This window comes from Halobaculum magnesiiphilum (genome assembly GCF_019823105.1).
Taxonomy (GTDB): Archaea; Halobacteriota; Halobacteria; order Halobacteriales; family Haloferacaceae; genus Halobaculum; species Halobaculum magnesiiphilum.
This window is the reverse complement of sequence record NZ_CP081958.1, coordinates 2,051,097-2,065,382: the sequence shown is the minus strand read 5'-3', so window position 1 is coordinate 2,065,382 and position 14,286 is coordinate 2,051,097. Positions and strand designations below refer to the sequence as shown.

The 14,286-nt window shown below is 69.6% G+C and carries 13 protein-coding genes and 1 tRNA gene; 8 read left to right on the top strand and 6 right to left on the bottom strand.

What is annotated here, in order from left to right:
• Nucleotides 1-198: 198 nt before the first annotated feature.
• Entirely contained in the window at nucleotides 199-1,200 is a 1,002-nt protein-coding gene (locus K6T50_RS10460; RefSeq protein ID WP_222606544.1) for a calcium/sodium antiporter, read from the bottom strand.
• Nucleotides 1,201-1,353: 153 nt separating this feature from the next.
• Here K6T50_RS10460 and K6T50_RS10455 point away from each other — a divergent pair, with 153 nt between their 5' ends.
• The 6 genes from K6T50_RS10455 (at nucleotide 1,354) to K6T50_RS10430 (ending at nucleotide 7,021) form a co-directional block, all read left to right on the top strand.
• Nucleotides 1,354-2,190, top strand: a complete 837-nt coding sequence (locus tag K6T50_RS10455; RefSeq protein ID WP_222606543.1) for a shikimate dehydrogenase — start codon at nucleotides 1,354-1,356, stop codon at nucleotides 2,188-2,190.
• An 83-nt stretch (nucleotides 2,191-2,273) separates the two neighbouring features.
• On the top strand, nucleotides 2,274-3,056 hold the full coding sequence (locus tag K6T50_RS19145; RefSeq protein ID WP_222606542.1) for a helix-hairpin-helix domain-containing protein: 783 nt from the start codon (nucleotides 2,274-2,276) through the stop codon (nucleotides 3,054-3,056).
• 74 nt (nucleotides 3,057-3,130) lie between these two features.
• On the top strand, nucleotides 3,131-4,828 hold the full coding sequence (locus tag K6T50_RS10445) for an anthranilate synthase component I family protein (protein WP_222606541.1): 1,698 nt from the start codon (nucleotides 3,131-3,133) through the stop codon (nucleotides 4,826-4,828).
• Nucleotides 4,825-5,415: an anthranilate synthase component II gene (locus K6T50_RS10440; protein ID WP_222606540.1), complete on the top strand. Its 591-nt coding sequence runs from the start codon at nucleotides 4,825-4,827 to the stop codon at nucleotides 5,413-5,415. Before K6T50_RS10445 ends, K6T50_RS10440 begins: the two co-directional genes overlap by 4 nt.
• A complete protein-coding gene (locus K6T50_RS10435; protein ID WP_222606539.1) occupies nucleotides 5,412-6,560 on the top strand; it encodes an aminotransferase class IV in 1,149 nt (382 codons plus the stop codon). The genes K6T50_RS10440 and K6T50_RS10435 overlap by 4 nt, the downstream gene beginning before the upstream one ends.
• A 35-nt stretch (nucleotides 6,561-6,595) precedes the next feature.
• On the top strand, nucleotides 6,596-7,021 hold the full coding sequence (locus K6T50_RS10430) for a Rieske (2Fe-2S) protein (RefSeq protein WP_222606538.1): 426 nt from the start codon (nucleotides 6,596-6,598) through the stop codon (nucleotides 7,019-7,021).
• Nucleotides 7,022-7,051: 30 nt separating this feature from the next.
• Here the strand turns inward: K6T50_RS10430 and K6T50_RS10425 are convergent, their stop codons facing one another.
• Together K6T50_RS10425 and K6T50_RS10420 are read right to left on the bottom strand one after the other, a co-directional pair.
• The gene (locus K6T50_RS10425) at nucleotides 7,052-7,504 is read right to left on the bottom strand and encodes a hypothetical protein (protein WP_222606537.1); all 453 of its coding nucleotides are present in this window, start codon (nucleotides 7,502-7,504) and stop codon (nucleotides 7,052-7,054) included.
• Nucleotides 7,505-7,693: 189 nt separating this feature from the next.
• Nucleotides 7,694-8,971, bottom strand: coding sequence for an RNA-guided endonuclease InsQ/TnpB family protein (locus tag K6T50_RS10420; protein ID WP_222606536.1), 1,278 nt, complete (start codon nucleotides 8,969-8,971; stop codon nucleotides 7,694-7,696).
• 103 nt (nucleotides 8,972-9,074) lie between these two features.
• Between K6T50_RS10420 and K6T50_RS10415 the strand changes: the two genes are divergently transcribed.
• Entirely contained in the window at nucleotides 9,075-10,067 is a 993-nt protein-coding gene (locus tag K6T50_RS10415; RefSeq protein WP_222606535.1) for a transposase, read from the top strand.
• 139 nt (nucleotides 10,068-10,206) lie between these two features.
• Here K6T50_RS10415 and K6T50_RS10410 read toward each other — a convergent pair.
• The 3 genes from K6T50_RS10410 to K6T50_RS10400 all read right to left on the bottom strand — a co-directional run bounded on the left by K6T50_RS10410 (nucleotide 10,207) and on the right by K6T50_RS10400 (nucleotide 11,767).
• Nucleotides 10,207-10,281, bottom strand: a tRNA-Met gene (locus K6T50_RS10410).
• 110 nt (nucleotides 10,282-10,391) lie between these two features.
• On the bottom strand, nucleotides 10,392-10,841 hold the full coding sequence (locus K6T50_RS10405; RefSeq protein ID WP_222606534.1) for a GtrA family protein: 450 nt from the start codon (nucleotides 10,839-10,841) through the stop codon (nucleotides 10,392-10,394).
• Entirely contained in the window at nucleotides 10,838-11,767 is a 930-nt protein-coding gene (locus tag K6T50_RS10400) for a glycosyltransferase (protein ID WP_222606533.1), read from the bottom strand. Before K6T50_RS10400 ends, K6T50_RS10405 begins: the two co-directional genes overlap by 4 nt.
• Nucleotides 11,768-11,889: 122 nt before the next feature.
• Between K6T50_RS10400 and K6T50_RS10395 the strand changes: the two genes are divergently transcribed.
• On the top strand, nucleotides 11,890-14,280 hold the full coding sequence (locus tag K6T50_RS10395) for a DUF2298 domain-containing protein (protein ID WP_222606532.1): 2,391 nt from the start codon (nucleotides 11,890-11,892) through the stop codon (nucleotides 14,278-14,280).
• Nucleotides 14,281-14,286: the final 6 nt, after the last annotated feature.

Here is a 14,286-nt window from a genome sequence, read left to right as displayed (position 1 = left end):
GCTACCCCTTACTCTTGCGTTTCGCGACGATCGCGACGAGAGGAATCGTCGCCGGCGGGGTGCCGATCCCGTGTCGCCGGCGGGGTGCCGATCCCGTGTCGCCGGCGGGGGTACCGATCCGGCGTCGTCGGTGCAGGTGCCGGCGCGGGTGTCGATCCCGCGTCGCCGGCGACGGCTGCCCCGCCGAAGGCGACACCGTCAGGGTATCAGCAGGTAGAAGAACACGAGATACCCGCCGAGCAAGACGGCGCCGTCGAGGCGACCGACCTCGCCGCCGCGCAGCATCACGACGACCGCGGCGACGGTGAAGGCGATAAGCGCCGGGAAGTCGAACGAGGAGACGCCCGAGGAGACGAACACCGGGACGATGACCGCGAGCAGCCCCAGCACGGCGAGGACGTTGTAGATGTTCGATCCGACGACGTTGCCGACCGAGAAGTCGGCCTCGCCGCGGACGGCGGCGACGACGCTCGCGGCGAACTCCGGCAGCGAGGTCCCGAACGCCAGCACCGTCAGCCCGATGAGTCGCTGGGTGAACCCGAACTGGTACAGCATCGACCGGCCGCTGTCGATGAGCCACCGGGAGCCGAAGAACAGCAGCGCGAGCCCGACCACCAGGTAGGCGACGTGGCGGAACGAGAGCCCGCCGGGGTCGACGTCGGGCATCTCCTCGACGACGGCCCCGCCGTCGGCGACCGCGCCGGACTCGTCGACGCCGGCGTCCTCGGCGACCGCCCCGCGGTAGAGCACGACCGTGAACGCCGCGAGCACGAGGAGGAACACGCCGCCCTCGACGCGGCCGATCGTGCCGTCCAGCCCGAAGAGGACCACGAGCACCGCCGCCAGCGCCATGAACGGGACGTGCTTGCGGACGACCTCACGCGACACCGACAGCGGCCGGATCAGCGCCGAGACGCCGAGCACGAGCCCGATGTTGGCGATGTTCGACCCGAGGATCGCGCCGAGCCCGAGCTGTGCGTCCCCCTCGATCCCGGAGATGACGCCGATGAACAGCTCCGGCGCCGTGGTGGCGAACGCCACCACCGTCACCCCGACGAGTGCAGCGTGGAGACCGACGCCGAGCGCGAGCCCGGCCGCCCCCTTCACGAGCACCTCCGCGCCCAGATACAACAGCACCACCCCCAAGAGCAGAAAGAGACCGTGTTCGGTCAAGAGTACGTCAGCGAGCTGTAACACCATCGTGCTGGCAGTTCGACGTTCCTCACTTGAACACAGGGGGCCCGCGTATCACAACTGAGTCCCGGACACGGCTCGGTGACGCTCCCGCGTTGCCCCGTCGTCCCGTCGCCTCGCCGTCGGGACGCTTTTCCGGCCGCTCCGGGAGGGGTCGGTATGGACGTGTACGGACTCATCGGGAACCCGGTCGGGCACTCGCTGTCGCCGCCGATGCACGAGGCGGCGTACGACGCGCTCGGGATGGACGCCCGCTACGTCACCTTCGAGCCGGACGCCGACGACGGCGCCGCCGCCGTCGACGCGGCGGCGACGCTCGATGTCGCGGGACTGAACGTGACGGTGCCGTTCAAGCGGGACGTGCTGGAGGCGGTCGAGCCGGACGACCTCGCGGCCGAGGTCGGCGCGGTGAACACGGTCGACTTCCGGAGCGACCCGCCGCGTGGGTACAACACCGACGTGGCCGGCGTCCGCCGGGCGTTCGACCACCACGGCGTCGAGCGCGACGGCGCCGCCGCCGTCGTCGTCGGGGCCGGCGGCGCCGGACGGGCGGCCGCGTTCGCGCTCGCCGAGGGAGCAGCGTCGCTCCACATCGCGAACCGCACCGCCGAACGCGCGGAGTCGCTCGCGGCGGAGGTTCGTTCGGCGCTTGCGGACGACCCGGACACGCCGACGGCCGTCTCCGCGGGCGGGCTCGACTCGCTGGCCGAGCGCGTTCCGGACGCGGACCTGCTGGTGAACGCGACGACCGTCGGGATGGAGTCCGACGTGACCCCCGTTCCCGCCACGTACTTGCACGACGGGCTGGCCGTGCTCGATGCGGTGTACGCCCCCCTGGAGACGCGCCTGTTGCGGGAGGCGGCCGACGCCGGCGCGACGACGGTCGACGGCGCGTGGATGCTGCTGTACCAGGGGGTCGAGGCGTTCGAGCGCTGGACCGGCGAGGAGGCGCCGGTGGACGTGATGAACGAGGCGCTGCGTGCGGAACTGCGGTGACACCGCGTCGTCACCGCTCCTGCCCGGTGTTTTCCCGGCGATCGGCGCTGGATTTTTAAAAAGGGACGGCGTGGGTCCGCCAAATGGGACTCCTTCAGCAGATCAAGCGACTGCTTGGCATCGGAGGCGATCAGTCGGGCGGTCGGGCGACCGAGACGTCGGTGACGGTGGAACGCGAGCGCGACGAGCCGGAGACGACGAGCGAGGACGCCGTCAAAGGGACCGACGAGGACGACGACGCTGGGGGCGTCGACGGCAGCGAAGTCGACGAGGACGCGGACGCCGCCGCCTCGACCGGGTCGACCGTCGACGCCGACGACGAGGGCGCCGCCGAACCCGCGGAGGCCGCCGCGAGCCCCGCCACGGAGTCGGTCGACGAGGAAGTCGACGGAGACGCCGGCGAGGAAGTCGACGAGGATGACGACGACGTCGCGGAGGCGGACGAGACGGGCGAGGACGACGACGAACCCGTCGCCACGGACACCGACGCCGCCGCCTCCACGGACTCGCTGGTCGACGAGGCGGAGGCCACGGACGAGGCGGCCGCGAAGGCCGAGCCCGCCGAGGCCGCCGGCCCCGAATCCGAGGACGTTACGACCGACGTGGACGATATCGAGCCCGACGCCGACGACGAAGCGACCGACGCCGGCGACGAGGACGACGGAGCCGCCGCCGATACCGCCGACGTTCCGGTCGACCAGGTCAAGGGGATCGGTCCCGCGTACGCTGAACGCCTCGAAGAGATCGGGATCGAGACGGTGGCGGACCTGGCGGCCGCCGACGCCGAGGCGGTCGCGGACCGGACCAGCGTTTCCGAGAAGCGCGTCGGGCGCTGGATCGACCGCGCGGCCGAGTTCGAGGCGTAGCGACCCGCGCGAACCCCGGCGATCGTGCCGGGCCGAACCGAACCCGCTTTTTCGCTGCCGCGACACGGTCACCCATGGAGACGGTCACGGACCGCGAGCGGTTCCGACGGCTCGCGGCCGACGCCCCCGCCGACGCCCGGATCCCCGTCGAGTGCCGGGTCGCGGTCGCGGACCCCTTCGACGCCTACCGCCGCGCGCGACGCGGCGGCCGGCCCGGGATATTCTACGAGACGACGGGCGGCCAATCCGGTTGGGGACACTTCGGCGTCGACCCCGCGGAGACGCTGACGGTCGGTCCCGAGGCGGTCGTCCGCGACCCCGACCACCCGGGCCACGGCGACTACGCCGCCCCGTCGCCGACGCTGTCGGCGCTCTCGGGGCTGCTCGACGCCGGGAGGCTCGTCCGCGGCGACTGCGAGGTGCCGTACCCGTGTGGCGCCTTCGGCTGGCTCTCGTACGACGTCGCCCGCGAGTTGGAGTCGTTCCCCGAGGACGGCGCGGTCGACGACCGCGGCCTGCCCCGCCTCCAGGCGGCCGTGTACGGGACCCTCGCGTCGTGGGAGGAGCCGCGGGGGGACGGGGAGACGACACTCCGGGTCACGTCCTGTCCCCGACTCGCGGAGCACGCGGACGCCGACGCAGCCTACGACGCCGGCGTCGCCGCCGGCGGCGACCTGATCGGCCGGATACGCGACGGCGACCCAGAGGTCGGCTCCGCGCCCGCCACCGACGACGACGGTGCCGCGGCCCCCGACGGCGACGAGTCCGGGCCGCCCGACGGCGACGACGCCGCGCGGGCATCGGCGTCGGCGACCTTCGAGAGCGACTGCGGCCGCGCGGCGTACGCCGACTGCGTCCGCCGGGTCAGGGAGTCGATCCGCGCGGGCGACACCTTCCAGGCGAACGTGAGCCAGCGCCTGGCGGCGCCGGCGGCGGTGCACCCCGTCACCGCCTACGCGGCGCTGCGGGCGCGCAACCCAGCCCCCTACTCCGGATTGGTGGAGTTCCCCGGCGTCGACCTCGTGAGCGCCAGCCCCGAACTCCTCCTCCGCCGGGAGCCGGCCGACGACGACCCTGTCGGAGACAGCAGTGACGACGGGGGCGCCGGGGGGGCTCGACTCGAAACGGAGCCCATCGCCGGCACCCGGCCCCGCGGCGACGACCCGGAGGCCGACGACGCGCTGGAGGCCGAACTCGCGGGCGACGAGAAGGAGCGCGCGGAACACGCGATGCTGGTCGACCTCGAGCGCAACGACCTCGGGAAGGTCAGCGAGTACGGCAGCGTCTCGGTGCCGGAGTACCGCCGGGTCGACCGCTACTCGGAGGTGATGCACCTCGTCTCGCTGGTCGAGGGGACAGAGCGCGCCGACCGCTCGCTGGCGGACACGCTCGCGGCGGTGTTCCCCGGCGGCACCATCACCGGCGCGCCGAAGCCGAAGACGATGGCGATCATCGACGCGCTGGAGGGCACCCGCCGGGGACCGTACACGGGGGCGATGTTCGCCGCCGGCTTCGACGGCCGCCTCGTCGCCAACATCGTCATCCGGACGCTCGTGCGCACTGCCGACCGGTATCACCTCCGGGTGGGCGCGGGCATCGTCCACGATTCCGACCCCGAGGCCGAGTACGAGGAAACGCTGGCGAAGGCCCGCGCGCTCGTCAGGTCCGTGGACGACGCGCTCGATGCGGACATGACGGTCGAGGGAGAGAGTGACGGGGCGAGCGAGGGAGGGCGCAGCGCGGACGAACCGGGCACGGGGGTGGACGAATGACCCGCGTCCTCGTCGTCGACAACTACGACTCGTTCGCGTACAACCTCGTCCAGTACGTCGGCGAGCTGGCCGACGAGGTGCTCGTCCGGCGCAACGACCGCGTCGGCGTCGGCGACATTCGCGCCCTCGACCCGGACGGGATCGTCGTCTCCCCAGGCCCCGGAACCCCCGAGGAGGCCGGCGTCTCGATCCCGGTGTTCCGTGAGCTCGCGTACCCGACGCTGGGCGTCTGTCTGGGCCACCAGGCGCTGTGTGCCGCCAACGGCGCCGCGGTCACGCTCGCCCCCGAGGTCGTCCACGGGAAGCCCTCGGACGTGCGCCACGACGGCCGCGGCGTGTTCGGCGACCTCCCCGACCGCGTCGCGGTCGGCAGGTACCACTCGCTGTGCGTCGAACACGACGCGATCCCGCCGGAGCTGGTCGAGACCGCCTGGACGGACGACGAGCGCGAGGTGGTGATGGGCGTGCGCCACGCGGACCGGCCCCACGTCGGCGTGCAGTTCCACCCCGAGAGCATCCTCACGCCCGACGGGAAGGCGATGATCCGCAACTTCCTCGGGATCTGCGACCGAGGTGGGATCGAATGAGCGACGACGGACCGGCGCCGACCGGCGCGGACGCGGGCGACCGCGATGCCGACGCGGCGGCCGGCGGCAACGGCGGCGACAACGACCGCGACGACCACGACGACCTCGTCTACCACGTCGCCGGCGACCTCGTGCCCGCGAACGAGGCGTCGGTGTCGGTGACGGACCGCGGGTTCCAGTACGGCGACGCGGCCTTCGAGACGGTCCGGGCGTACGGCGGGACGCTCTGGCGGTGGGACGCCCACGTCGAGCGCCTGTTCGACAGCCTCGACGCGCTGGGGATGCCGGCCGACGAGATGGGGCTGTCGGCGCTGGATCTGGAGGCCCGCGTTCGGGACACCCTCCGCGCGAACGACCTCGCGGACGCGTACGTTCGTCTGTCGGTGACGCGCGGGGAGGCCGCGGGGTTCGCGCCGCCCGCGGCCGACCGGACGGATCCCACGGTCGTCGTCCTGGTGAAGCCGCTTCCGCGGGGCGGCAGCCCCGACGCAGGCGGCGAGTCCGTCTGGGACGGTCCGGCGACGCTCCAGACGGTGAAGACCAGACGGGTGTCCGACCGGGCGATCCCCAGCGAGGCGAAGACGCACAACTACCTCAACAACGTCCTCGCCCGCGTCGAGACGCGCGTCACCGGCGCCGACGAGGCCGTCATGCTCGACGACGACGGTCGCGTCGCCGAATGTGCGACGGCGAACCTCTTCTTCGTCGCCGACGACGCGATCCGCACTCCCTCGCTGGACGGGCCGGTGCTCCCCGGCGTCACCCGCGCGGAGGTACTCGACATCGCCCGCGAGGAAGGGTTCCCGATCGAGGAGGGCGCGTACACACCCGACGACGTTCGCGGCGCCGACGAGGCGTTCATCGCCTCCTCGATCCGCGAGATCCGCCCGGTCGGAACGTACGACGGCGTGGATATCGGCGGCGTCTCCGAATCGGTAGATTCGGAGGCACGAGTGACCTCGTCCCTCGGAGGACCGGTGACGACGCTGCTGTCGAGACTGTACGACGAACGCGTGGAGGCGGAGTGTTACGGGGACGACCCGGAGGACGACCCCGGTGTTGACGGAGCCGACATCGGCGGCCACGGCGGCGGCGACATCGACGGCGACAGCGGCGGCGGCGACGCGGACCACGCGCCGGAATAGGGAGGCATACAAGTCCGCCCGTCCTCCCGGCGGGCATGGACGAGGACGCGCGCGTCGCCGACGCCGGCGACGTGCACGAGGGCGAGACGTTGTTGTTCACCGTCCGCGACGCCGACGGGGAACTCGCGGAGGCGTTCTGCACCCGCCTGTCGGACGGGACGGTCGTCGCGTATCGCAATTACTGCCAGCACTGGACGGACGTGCGCCTCGACAAGGGCGACGGCGCCCGCGTCACGAACGGCGAGGTGTGGTGTCGGAAACACGGTGCCACGTTCCAGCTCGACACCGGCGTCTGCGACTTCGGCCCCTGCGAGGGCTCGGTGATGGAGTCGGTGGACGTGACCGTCGCCGACGGCGGTATGTACCTCAATGACGAGGAGTACGCCCTCGAGCACCTCGGGCCCAGCGGCGTCGACGGGGGCGACGGCGGCGACAGCCGGATCGACTTCACCGGGAACTGATCCGTCGCCCGGAGCGGGCGAACGACCTCCTCAGCCGTCCGACGACGAGAGCGCGTCGCCCGTGGCGCCCAGATCCGGACCGATCGCGTCGCGGACCGCCTCGACGGCCGCCGTCACGTCGGCGTCGGGATCGAGCGTGAGCAGCAGGCCCTCGCTGTCGGTGTACACGCGGACGACCGTGAGGTGATCCATCCCGGTCGCGACGTACTCGACGCCGCCGGCGACGGGGAACAGTTCGTCGACGAACAGCCCGATCTCCGAGAAGTCGATCCCCGCGTAGCGGTGGATCCGGTCGAAGTGCCCCGCCATCTCCTCGTCGTCGGCGTAGAACGACCGCGTGAACTCGTCGCAGTAGGCGATCTCGTACGCGTCCGGTGTGAACGCCGCGACGACGTGGAGGTCGGAGCCGTCGCCGAGCGCGTTCCGAATCGCAGCCGTCGCGGCGTCGACGTCGAACGAGACGACCTCGTCACCCCCAGTCATGGCACCGGGTTGCGGCAGGTGTGTGAAAACAACGTCGGTTGGTCGGAAATCGTGTCAGTCAGGTTTCCGTCGGTGCGATCGACCGATGTATCCCGGAGCCGTCTGGGTTCCTCGGGACTCGAGATAGCGGTCGGTCGAACATAGCGGGAGGTGAACTGCCCCGGGCTGACGCCCGAAGCTTCCCGTGGATTAGTCTGAAACTCCCACGCTACCGTCGGTCTGATGACCTCGGGCGAGAGGGTGGGTCACGGACGGGGCGTCCACGGCCCCCGATGCCGGCCGTCGCACCTTCCGAACCTGTGGAAGGCTGTTGAGAGCGGGCACATTCCAAGATTGGCCTTGTTTGACTTCTTTCAACGCGATATTGACGCTTGCATTCCGATCGGCGTGATCCTGTCGTCCACACGAGCGACACTTGAACCGCTTCCTGTTACGGTTCGTACGTTCGATGTGACCACACAATGCACACCGCTGACTCGTGTACGCCGGATCGATCCAGACTGTCGGTATATTTTTGAACGCCGCCTTGTACGACATGAAGGACTGCAACGCACGGAACGGTAGTCGATGCAGGCGACGATTCATGCGCGCTCCGTAATCGATCCGGTCGGGCATCTCTTTGAGGTCTTCAAAGACGATGCACGGATTTTCCAATCGGGTGGCCCACTCGACGACAGATCGGCTGATCTTGTGGAGTCGGTCCCGGACGAACCGTTCCTCACGTCCCGTCAATGTGTCGTGCATACTCCACTTCCCCGCTTTCTGGATTCGCTTGCGCATGGTGAAGTAGCGGTGACGCTCGAATTTGATCTCGGGGAAGTCGATGATCACCGTGTCATCAACACCGTTTTTCGAGACAGCCGTGAGAGCGACATTGTCTTCGTTCACGTCGACTCCAACGACGGTTCGTGAGCTCTGCTTGTCCCGAACTTGCTGTTCCGTGTTGGTGACGGTAACGTGTAGTTCCGGGGTACCGTCGTGGAACATCGCTTCCGCTGTCCCGATGCTCCAACAGTCGTCTGAGAGTGCGGTTTTCAGTATATCGAGGTGCACCTCGCTACCGTCGAGGAAACCGATGACGTGTTTGTACGGTTTCGCGCTGATCCGAAATGCAACGTCTCCTGTGCCAGTCGTTGAGAGAGTGTATCCCTCGCCGTAGTTGGCACGGAGCGGATATGGACCAGATTTGGTGTGGCTCGGGAGACCGATGTCGTCGTGCTCGTGGAAGCTATCCATCGCGGTGAGCGCTTTTGCGACGATACGCTGTGTAGTGTTCTTTACAAGATCGACACCATCGGCAACCCGATCCGGGATCTCTCTCCGATCGATACCGGCTTTTGCGAGTCGAATAGTCTCGTTGTACGCTGTTCGCGACTCGTGAGTAGCATCGTGTAACAGACCCTCGTTGTCGCTCTCGATATCGAGCTGGAAGTCCAGCGTTTTGACGAGTGCCTGTGATTCCATCACCGCGATACCCAGTAGGTCGGCGGTGTGTATGTATTTAGTCTAACCACAGAGGGTGTCATAGAACGAGTAACACACCAAAGAGCAGGGTGAACGCTGAGGTGGAATGAGTTCAGCGACCCTGCAAGATGATCCTTCGGTAGACTCGTTCTTCAATGTCGTGGAGACCGAGACGCTAGCGTTGTTTGAGCACCTTTCCTTCGAGTTTCTCGAAGAATTCGATGTGTTCGCCCCGGCGAAGACGGGGCGAACACGAGACCACGAACCACCAGAGATGATGCGTGGCTTTCTCCACTGCTACTACAAGGACATCTACGGCATTCGTCCCGTTGAACGAGAGCTTCGAAACACAGTCGTCTGGCTGAGCTGTGGCTTCGATCGACCGCCGTCGAGAGACACGGTCGATCGCTTTCTCACCGACCTCGAACACGTCGGTGAGGAGGTGTTCGACCACCTCGTCGAGCAGGCCGCCCGCCGCGGCCTGCTCGATTTGACCTACTGTATCGATTCAACTGACGTGAGGACGATGCCCGCCGATCAAGATGCATCGAAGTGCTACGATCCAACCGACGACGAGTACTACTACGGCTACGGTTGCACGATCGTCTCGACCGGGCAAAAGATCCCGATCGCAGCCGAGTTCACAGAGAGTAAGCAAGCACCAGAGGAGACGGCGATACGCGTCACACGTGACGCGCTCGCCGTCGCCAAGCCGATCTGGATGGTCGGTGACAGCGCCTACGACACGCTCGACTGGCACGACCACCTGCTGGCCGCAGGGGTCGTGCCAGTCGCTCCGTACAACGCACGAAACACCGACGACCCAAAAGACATCGAATACAGGGTCGAAGACCGGATCGAACAACACAGCGAGGACGTTCAGCTGAAGCAGTCCACGTTGGATGAGACGTACAACCGCCGTACTGGAGTCGAACGAACCAACGACTCAGTGAAGGACTGCGGCCTCGGGCGAACGCACGCCCGAGGCCGCGTCCACGCACGGGCGCAGGTGTTTCTTGCCCTGTGCCTTCGCCTCGTCGTCGCTATCACCAACTACGAACGCGGAGACAATCCAGGAAGTACGATCATCACGGTGTGAGAACTCTTCTATGACACCCTCTAACCACAGTGAAAGTGAACGCCGAGTCGGTAGGTAGTGACCACGAAGAGAAACGGACAAAGACCCAATACAGCGGCTCATTGCTCAACACATATTCGTGTTGTCAACGAACGAAAACTAGCGGGAGGTAGATTTGAACTACCGATCTCCGGGTTATGAGCCCGGCGGAATCTCCTGGCTATCCCATCCCGCTACAGGATACAATTCGACCTGCACTTGTAAGGGTTGTGTTTCACATCCCGCCGCCGTGTGGGAGTTTCCACCACGATCCGTCGCCGCGTCCCGACGCGGCGGCGCCGTCGGTCACTCCAGCACGCGCCAGGTGAACACGCTCTCGGCGACGTAGTTGACGACCATCCCGACGCCGATGCCGCCGGCCCGGGAGACCACGAACCAGAGGTCGATCCCGGCGACCGACAGCGGGAGCGCGACCACGCGGAACAGCGCCGTGAACACGAGCAGTTGGACCGCGATGCCCCCGGCGCGGACGACGTTCGACTTCGCCAGTCGCCGGAGCGTCGGGGCGAGCCCGCCGAGTCCCTCGTCGGCGAACGTCACGCGGTCGTTGAGCAGGAACATCACGACCACCGCCACCTCGATCCCGATGAAGGCGGCGAGTTCGGGGAAGACGCCGAGTTCGCGCAGCGCCGTCGAGGTGGTGATGTCGAACGCGAAGCCGACGACGCCGACTGAGACGAACTGGCCGATCCGGGTCCCCGAGGCCAGCGCCGCGAGCGCGCCCTCCTCGTTCATCGCGACTCGGTCCCCTCGCCGGCAGTGTCGTCGCCGGCGGAGTCGCCGGCGCCCTCGCCCTTGCGGTCGTCGGGTCGCCCCGGCGCGGCGCCCCCGTCGCTCACGGCGCCGCGGTCGTCGGGTCGGTCGATCAGCGCGACGCCCTCCTCGCGATCGATCAGGCGGTGGAGCCGGTCGTTCCGGATGAGACGCGCGCGGTGGCGTGCCACCAACAGCCCGCGCCCCATGTCGAGCGTGTCGCCCACGGGCGAGACGGTCGAGCCCGGCTGGTCCTCCCACGTGACCGGCACCTCCACGATCCGGTAGTCAAGCGCCGCCGCGACGGCGACGAGCTCGATGTCCCACGCGAACCCCGGTTCGTAGAGGTGGTCGCGGGCGCGCTCCCACGCCGTCGCCGTGATCGCCTTCGCGCCGCACTGGTAGTCGTACAGCTCCGCGTCGAGCAGGCGGCGGGCGATCCACGCGAACCCGTCGCCGAGGAACCGCCGGGCGAACGTCTGATGGGAGCGCACGTCGGCGTCCGGGTGGCGCCGCGACCCCGCCGCGAGGTCCGCGTCGCCGCCGCGGACGGTGGCGATCACGTCCGCCAGCGACGGCGCCGGCGTCGCGCCGTCGGCGTCGGCGAAGGCGTACACGTCCGTCGAGAGCGCCTCGAAGCCGGCGGTGACGGCCGCCCCCTTCCCGCGACGGCGACGGACGACGCGGCAGTCCACGTCGTCCGGGAGGTCGAAGGGCACTGCCGAATCGGAGGCGGCGTCGGCGGCGGCATCGGAGTCGCCGCTCGCACCGCCGGCAGCGTCGGGAAGGTCGAGTTCGACGCGGAGCTCGTCGGGGTTGATCGTCTCGCGGATCGCGCGGAGGTAGGTCCGGAGCCGACCGGGGTCCGGGTGGTAGGCGGGGACGACGACGCCGACGGTCGGCTGCATACCGCTGGCTTCCCCGTCGCGGGATAAAAACGGTGTGAAACCGACGCATTGTCCCGGCACACGCGCGACGGCACCGCGACGGAGGGAAAGGAACTTACCCCGCCGGCGACCCGTGAAAACCGATGGAGTACGGTCTCGTCGTCCGCTGGCTCGTGGTCCTCCTCGCGCTCGGCGCCGTCGGCCTCCCGCTTTCGGCCCGGCTGTTCCCGCGGTCGGCGACGCGGGGCGCGGGGTTCGCCCTCCCCGTCTCGGCGCTGACGCTCGGGCTCGTCGCCTTCTGGGTCGGCCGCGTCGCGTTCGGACCGATCGCGCTCGGCGTCGGCCTGCTGGTCCTGCTCGCGCTCGCGGCGGTCGCGCTGCTCGACCGCGACGCGCTCCGCGACGGAGCCGTCGCGTTCGACGACGACGCGGTCGGCCGGCTGCCCGACCGAACCGTCGTCGCCGAGACGGCCGCGGTGTTCGCGGTCGCGTTCCTGTTCGTCGTGCTGATCCGCGCGTTCGACCCCGCCGTCGACCCGATCGCCGGCGAGAAGTTCCTGGATTACGGCATCCTCAAGTCGCTGCTGCGGGCGGGCGCGCTCCCGCCGGAGGACATGTGGTTCGCCGGCGAGCCCGTCCGGTACTACTACGGCGGCCACCTCCTCGCGGCGCTGTTCACGACGCTGGCGGCGACGCCGGCGCGGTTCGGCTACAACCTCGCGCTCGCGGGCTTCTTCGGGATGCTCGTCGCCGCCGTCTACGATCTCGCGGGGTCGGTCGCCGCGAGCCGCGGCCGGTCGCGCCGGACCGCGGGCCTGCTCGGGGCGTTCCTCGTCGGCGTCGCGGGGAACCTCCACACGGCGGGCTGGGTGTTCCTCCGGGCGCTCCCGCCCGGCATCCGAGAGTCCGTCGCCGGATCCCTCGGGTTCGACGCCGGGGAGGTCGTCGCCCGCGACTTCTCCTACTGGACCGCCAGCCGGGTCATCCCCGGCACGATCAACGAGTTCCCGCTGTTCGCGTGGCTCAACGGCGACCTCCACGCCCACATGACGATGACGCCGTTCCTGCTGCTGGGGGCGGCGCTCGCGTTCGCGCTGTATCGCACGCCCGAATCGGAACCCCGTCGCCGGCGACTCCTGCTGTTCGGCGCCGTCCCGCTCGTGGGCGGCTTTCAGGTCGTGCTCGACACCTGGAGCTTCCCGAGCGTGTTCGGGCTCACGTGGTTGGCGGTCGCGACCGCGTCGGCGGCGCCGCGGACGCTGTTGCCCGCGGCGATTCGGCGTCCCCTCGACGCGCGCCTCGGCGAGGGCGCCGGCGACAGCCGTCTCCCCGAGGAACTCGGCCGCCCCGTCGTCGCGGCCGCGGTCGTCGCCGCCGCCGGGGCGCTCGCGGTCGCCGTCGCCGCCCCGTTCCTGCTCGTCGCCGTCGCCGGCGGCGGCAGCGAGCGCGAACTCGCGGTGCTCCCCGTCGAGATGCGCTCGTCGCTGGGCGAGCTGCTCGTCGTTCACGGCGCCTTCCTCGTGACGTTTCTCGCGGGCCTGCTCGGGGCGGTCGGCCGGGAGCGTCCCGTCACGGTGATCGCCGGCGGCGTCGCGCTGGCGGTCGCCGGCGTGGCCGTCGGGCTGCCCGCGCTCGGCCTCTTCGGCGTCCTGCTGATCGCGGGGTGGGTCGCGCTGCGGACCGACCGCGCGGGCTTCGAGACGGTGTTGATCGTCGGCGGGGCGGGGCTGGCGCTGATCGTGGAACTCGTCTTCCTGAAGGAGCAGGCAGGCCCCGGCCGGATGAACACCGTGTTCAAGACGTACGCGCAGGTGTGGCCGCTGTGGGCCGCCGCCGCGGGCGTCGTCCTCGCGGGGTTCCTGAAGGCCGTGCCGCGCCCGGACGCCCCGGTGCCGTGGCCGAGTTCCGGCACGCGCGACGTGGCGGCGGCGGTGTTCGTCGCCGCCTTGCTCGTGTCGACGGGGATGTACGCCGCCTTCGCCGTCCCGGCGCACGTGAACGAGGGGTATCCCGACGAGCCGACGCTCGACGGCACCCACTTCGTCGGCGCGTTCCACCCCAGCGAGGAGCGCCCCATCGACTGGCTGGACGCCCGCGAGGGCCAACCCGTGATCCTCTCGGCGCCCGCGACCGGCGTGTACCCCGGCGCTGACAGCCGCTACGGCCACTCGCCGGGGATGTACACCTGGAACGCGAACCCCGCTGCGAGCCTCACCGGCCTGCCGACCGTCGCCGGCTGGCACCACGAGGTCGGCTATCGCGGTCCCGAGGCGTACTTCTCGCGGGTTCGGCAGGTCGACGACGCGTACACCTCGCGGGCGGCCGCCGTCGAGGTCTTCCGCGCGTACGACGTGCGCTACGTCTGGGTCGGCCCCGCCGAGCGCGAGCGCTACGACGGCCGCGGCATGATCGACTTCGCCTCAATCGACGGGGTCGAGACCGTCGAGGAGGCGTCGACGGCGTCGGTGATGGTGTTCCGGGTGACGGAGTCGGAGCTCCCGCCGGCGCCGGCGCTGCGGGACGAGGATAACTGACGGCGA

Bases quoted from the DNA above. Each gene is read 5' to 3' on its own strand.
- K6T50_RS10455 (WP_222606543.1), top strand. From the start codon at position 1,354: ATGGACGTGTACGGACTCATCGGGAACCCGGTCGGGCACTCGCTGTCG.
- K6T50_RS10395 (WP_222606532.1), top strand. From the start codon at position 11,890: ATGGAGTACGGTCTCGTCGTCCGCTGGCTCGTGGTCCTCCTCGCGCTC.
- K6T50_RS10425 (WP_222606537.1), bottom strand. From the start codon at position 7,504: ATGACTGGGGGTGACGAGGTCGTCTCGTTCGACGTCGACGCCGCGACG.
- K6T50_RS10460 (WP_222606544.1), bottom strand. From the start codon at position 1,200: ATGGTGTTACAGCTCGCTGACGTACTCTTGACCGAACACGGTCTCTTT.
- K6T50_RS10440 (WP_222606540.1), top strand. From the start codon at position 4,825: ATGACCCGCGTCCTCGTCGTCGACAACTACGACTCGTTCGCGTACAAC.
- K6T50_RS10415 (WP_222606535.1), top strand. From the start codon at position 9,075: ATGAGTTCAGCGACCCTGCAAGATGATCCTTCGGTAGACTCGTTCTTC.
- K6T50_RS10445 (WP_222606541.1), top strand. From the start codon at position 3,131: ATGGAGACGGTCACGGACCGCGAGCGGTTCCGACGGCTCGCGGCCGAC.
- K6T50_RS19145 (WP_222606542.1), top strand. From the start codon at position 2,274: ATGGGACTCCTTCAGCAGATCAAGCGACTGCTTGGCATCGGAGGCGAT.
- K6T50_RS10405 (WP_222606534.1), bottom strand. From the start codon at position 10,841: ATGAACGAGGAGGGCGCGCTCGCGGCGCTGGCCTCGGGGACCCGGATC.
- K6T50_RS10435 (WP_222606539.1), top strand. From the start codon at position 5,412: ATGAGCGACGACGGACCGGCGCCGACCGGCGCGGACGCGGGCGACCGC.
- K6T50_RS10400 (WP_222606533.1), bottom strand. From the start codon at position 11,767: ATGCAGCCGACCGTCGGCGTCGTCGTCCCCGCCTACCACCCGGACCCC.
- K6T50_RS10430 (WP_222606538.1), top strand. From the start codon at position 6,596: ATGGACGAGGACGCGCGCGTCGCCGACGCCGGCGACGTGCACGAGGGC.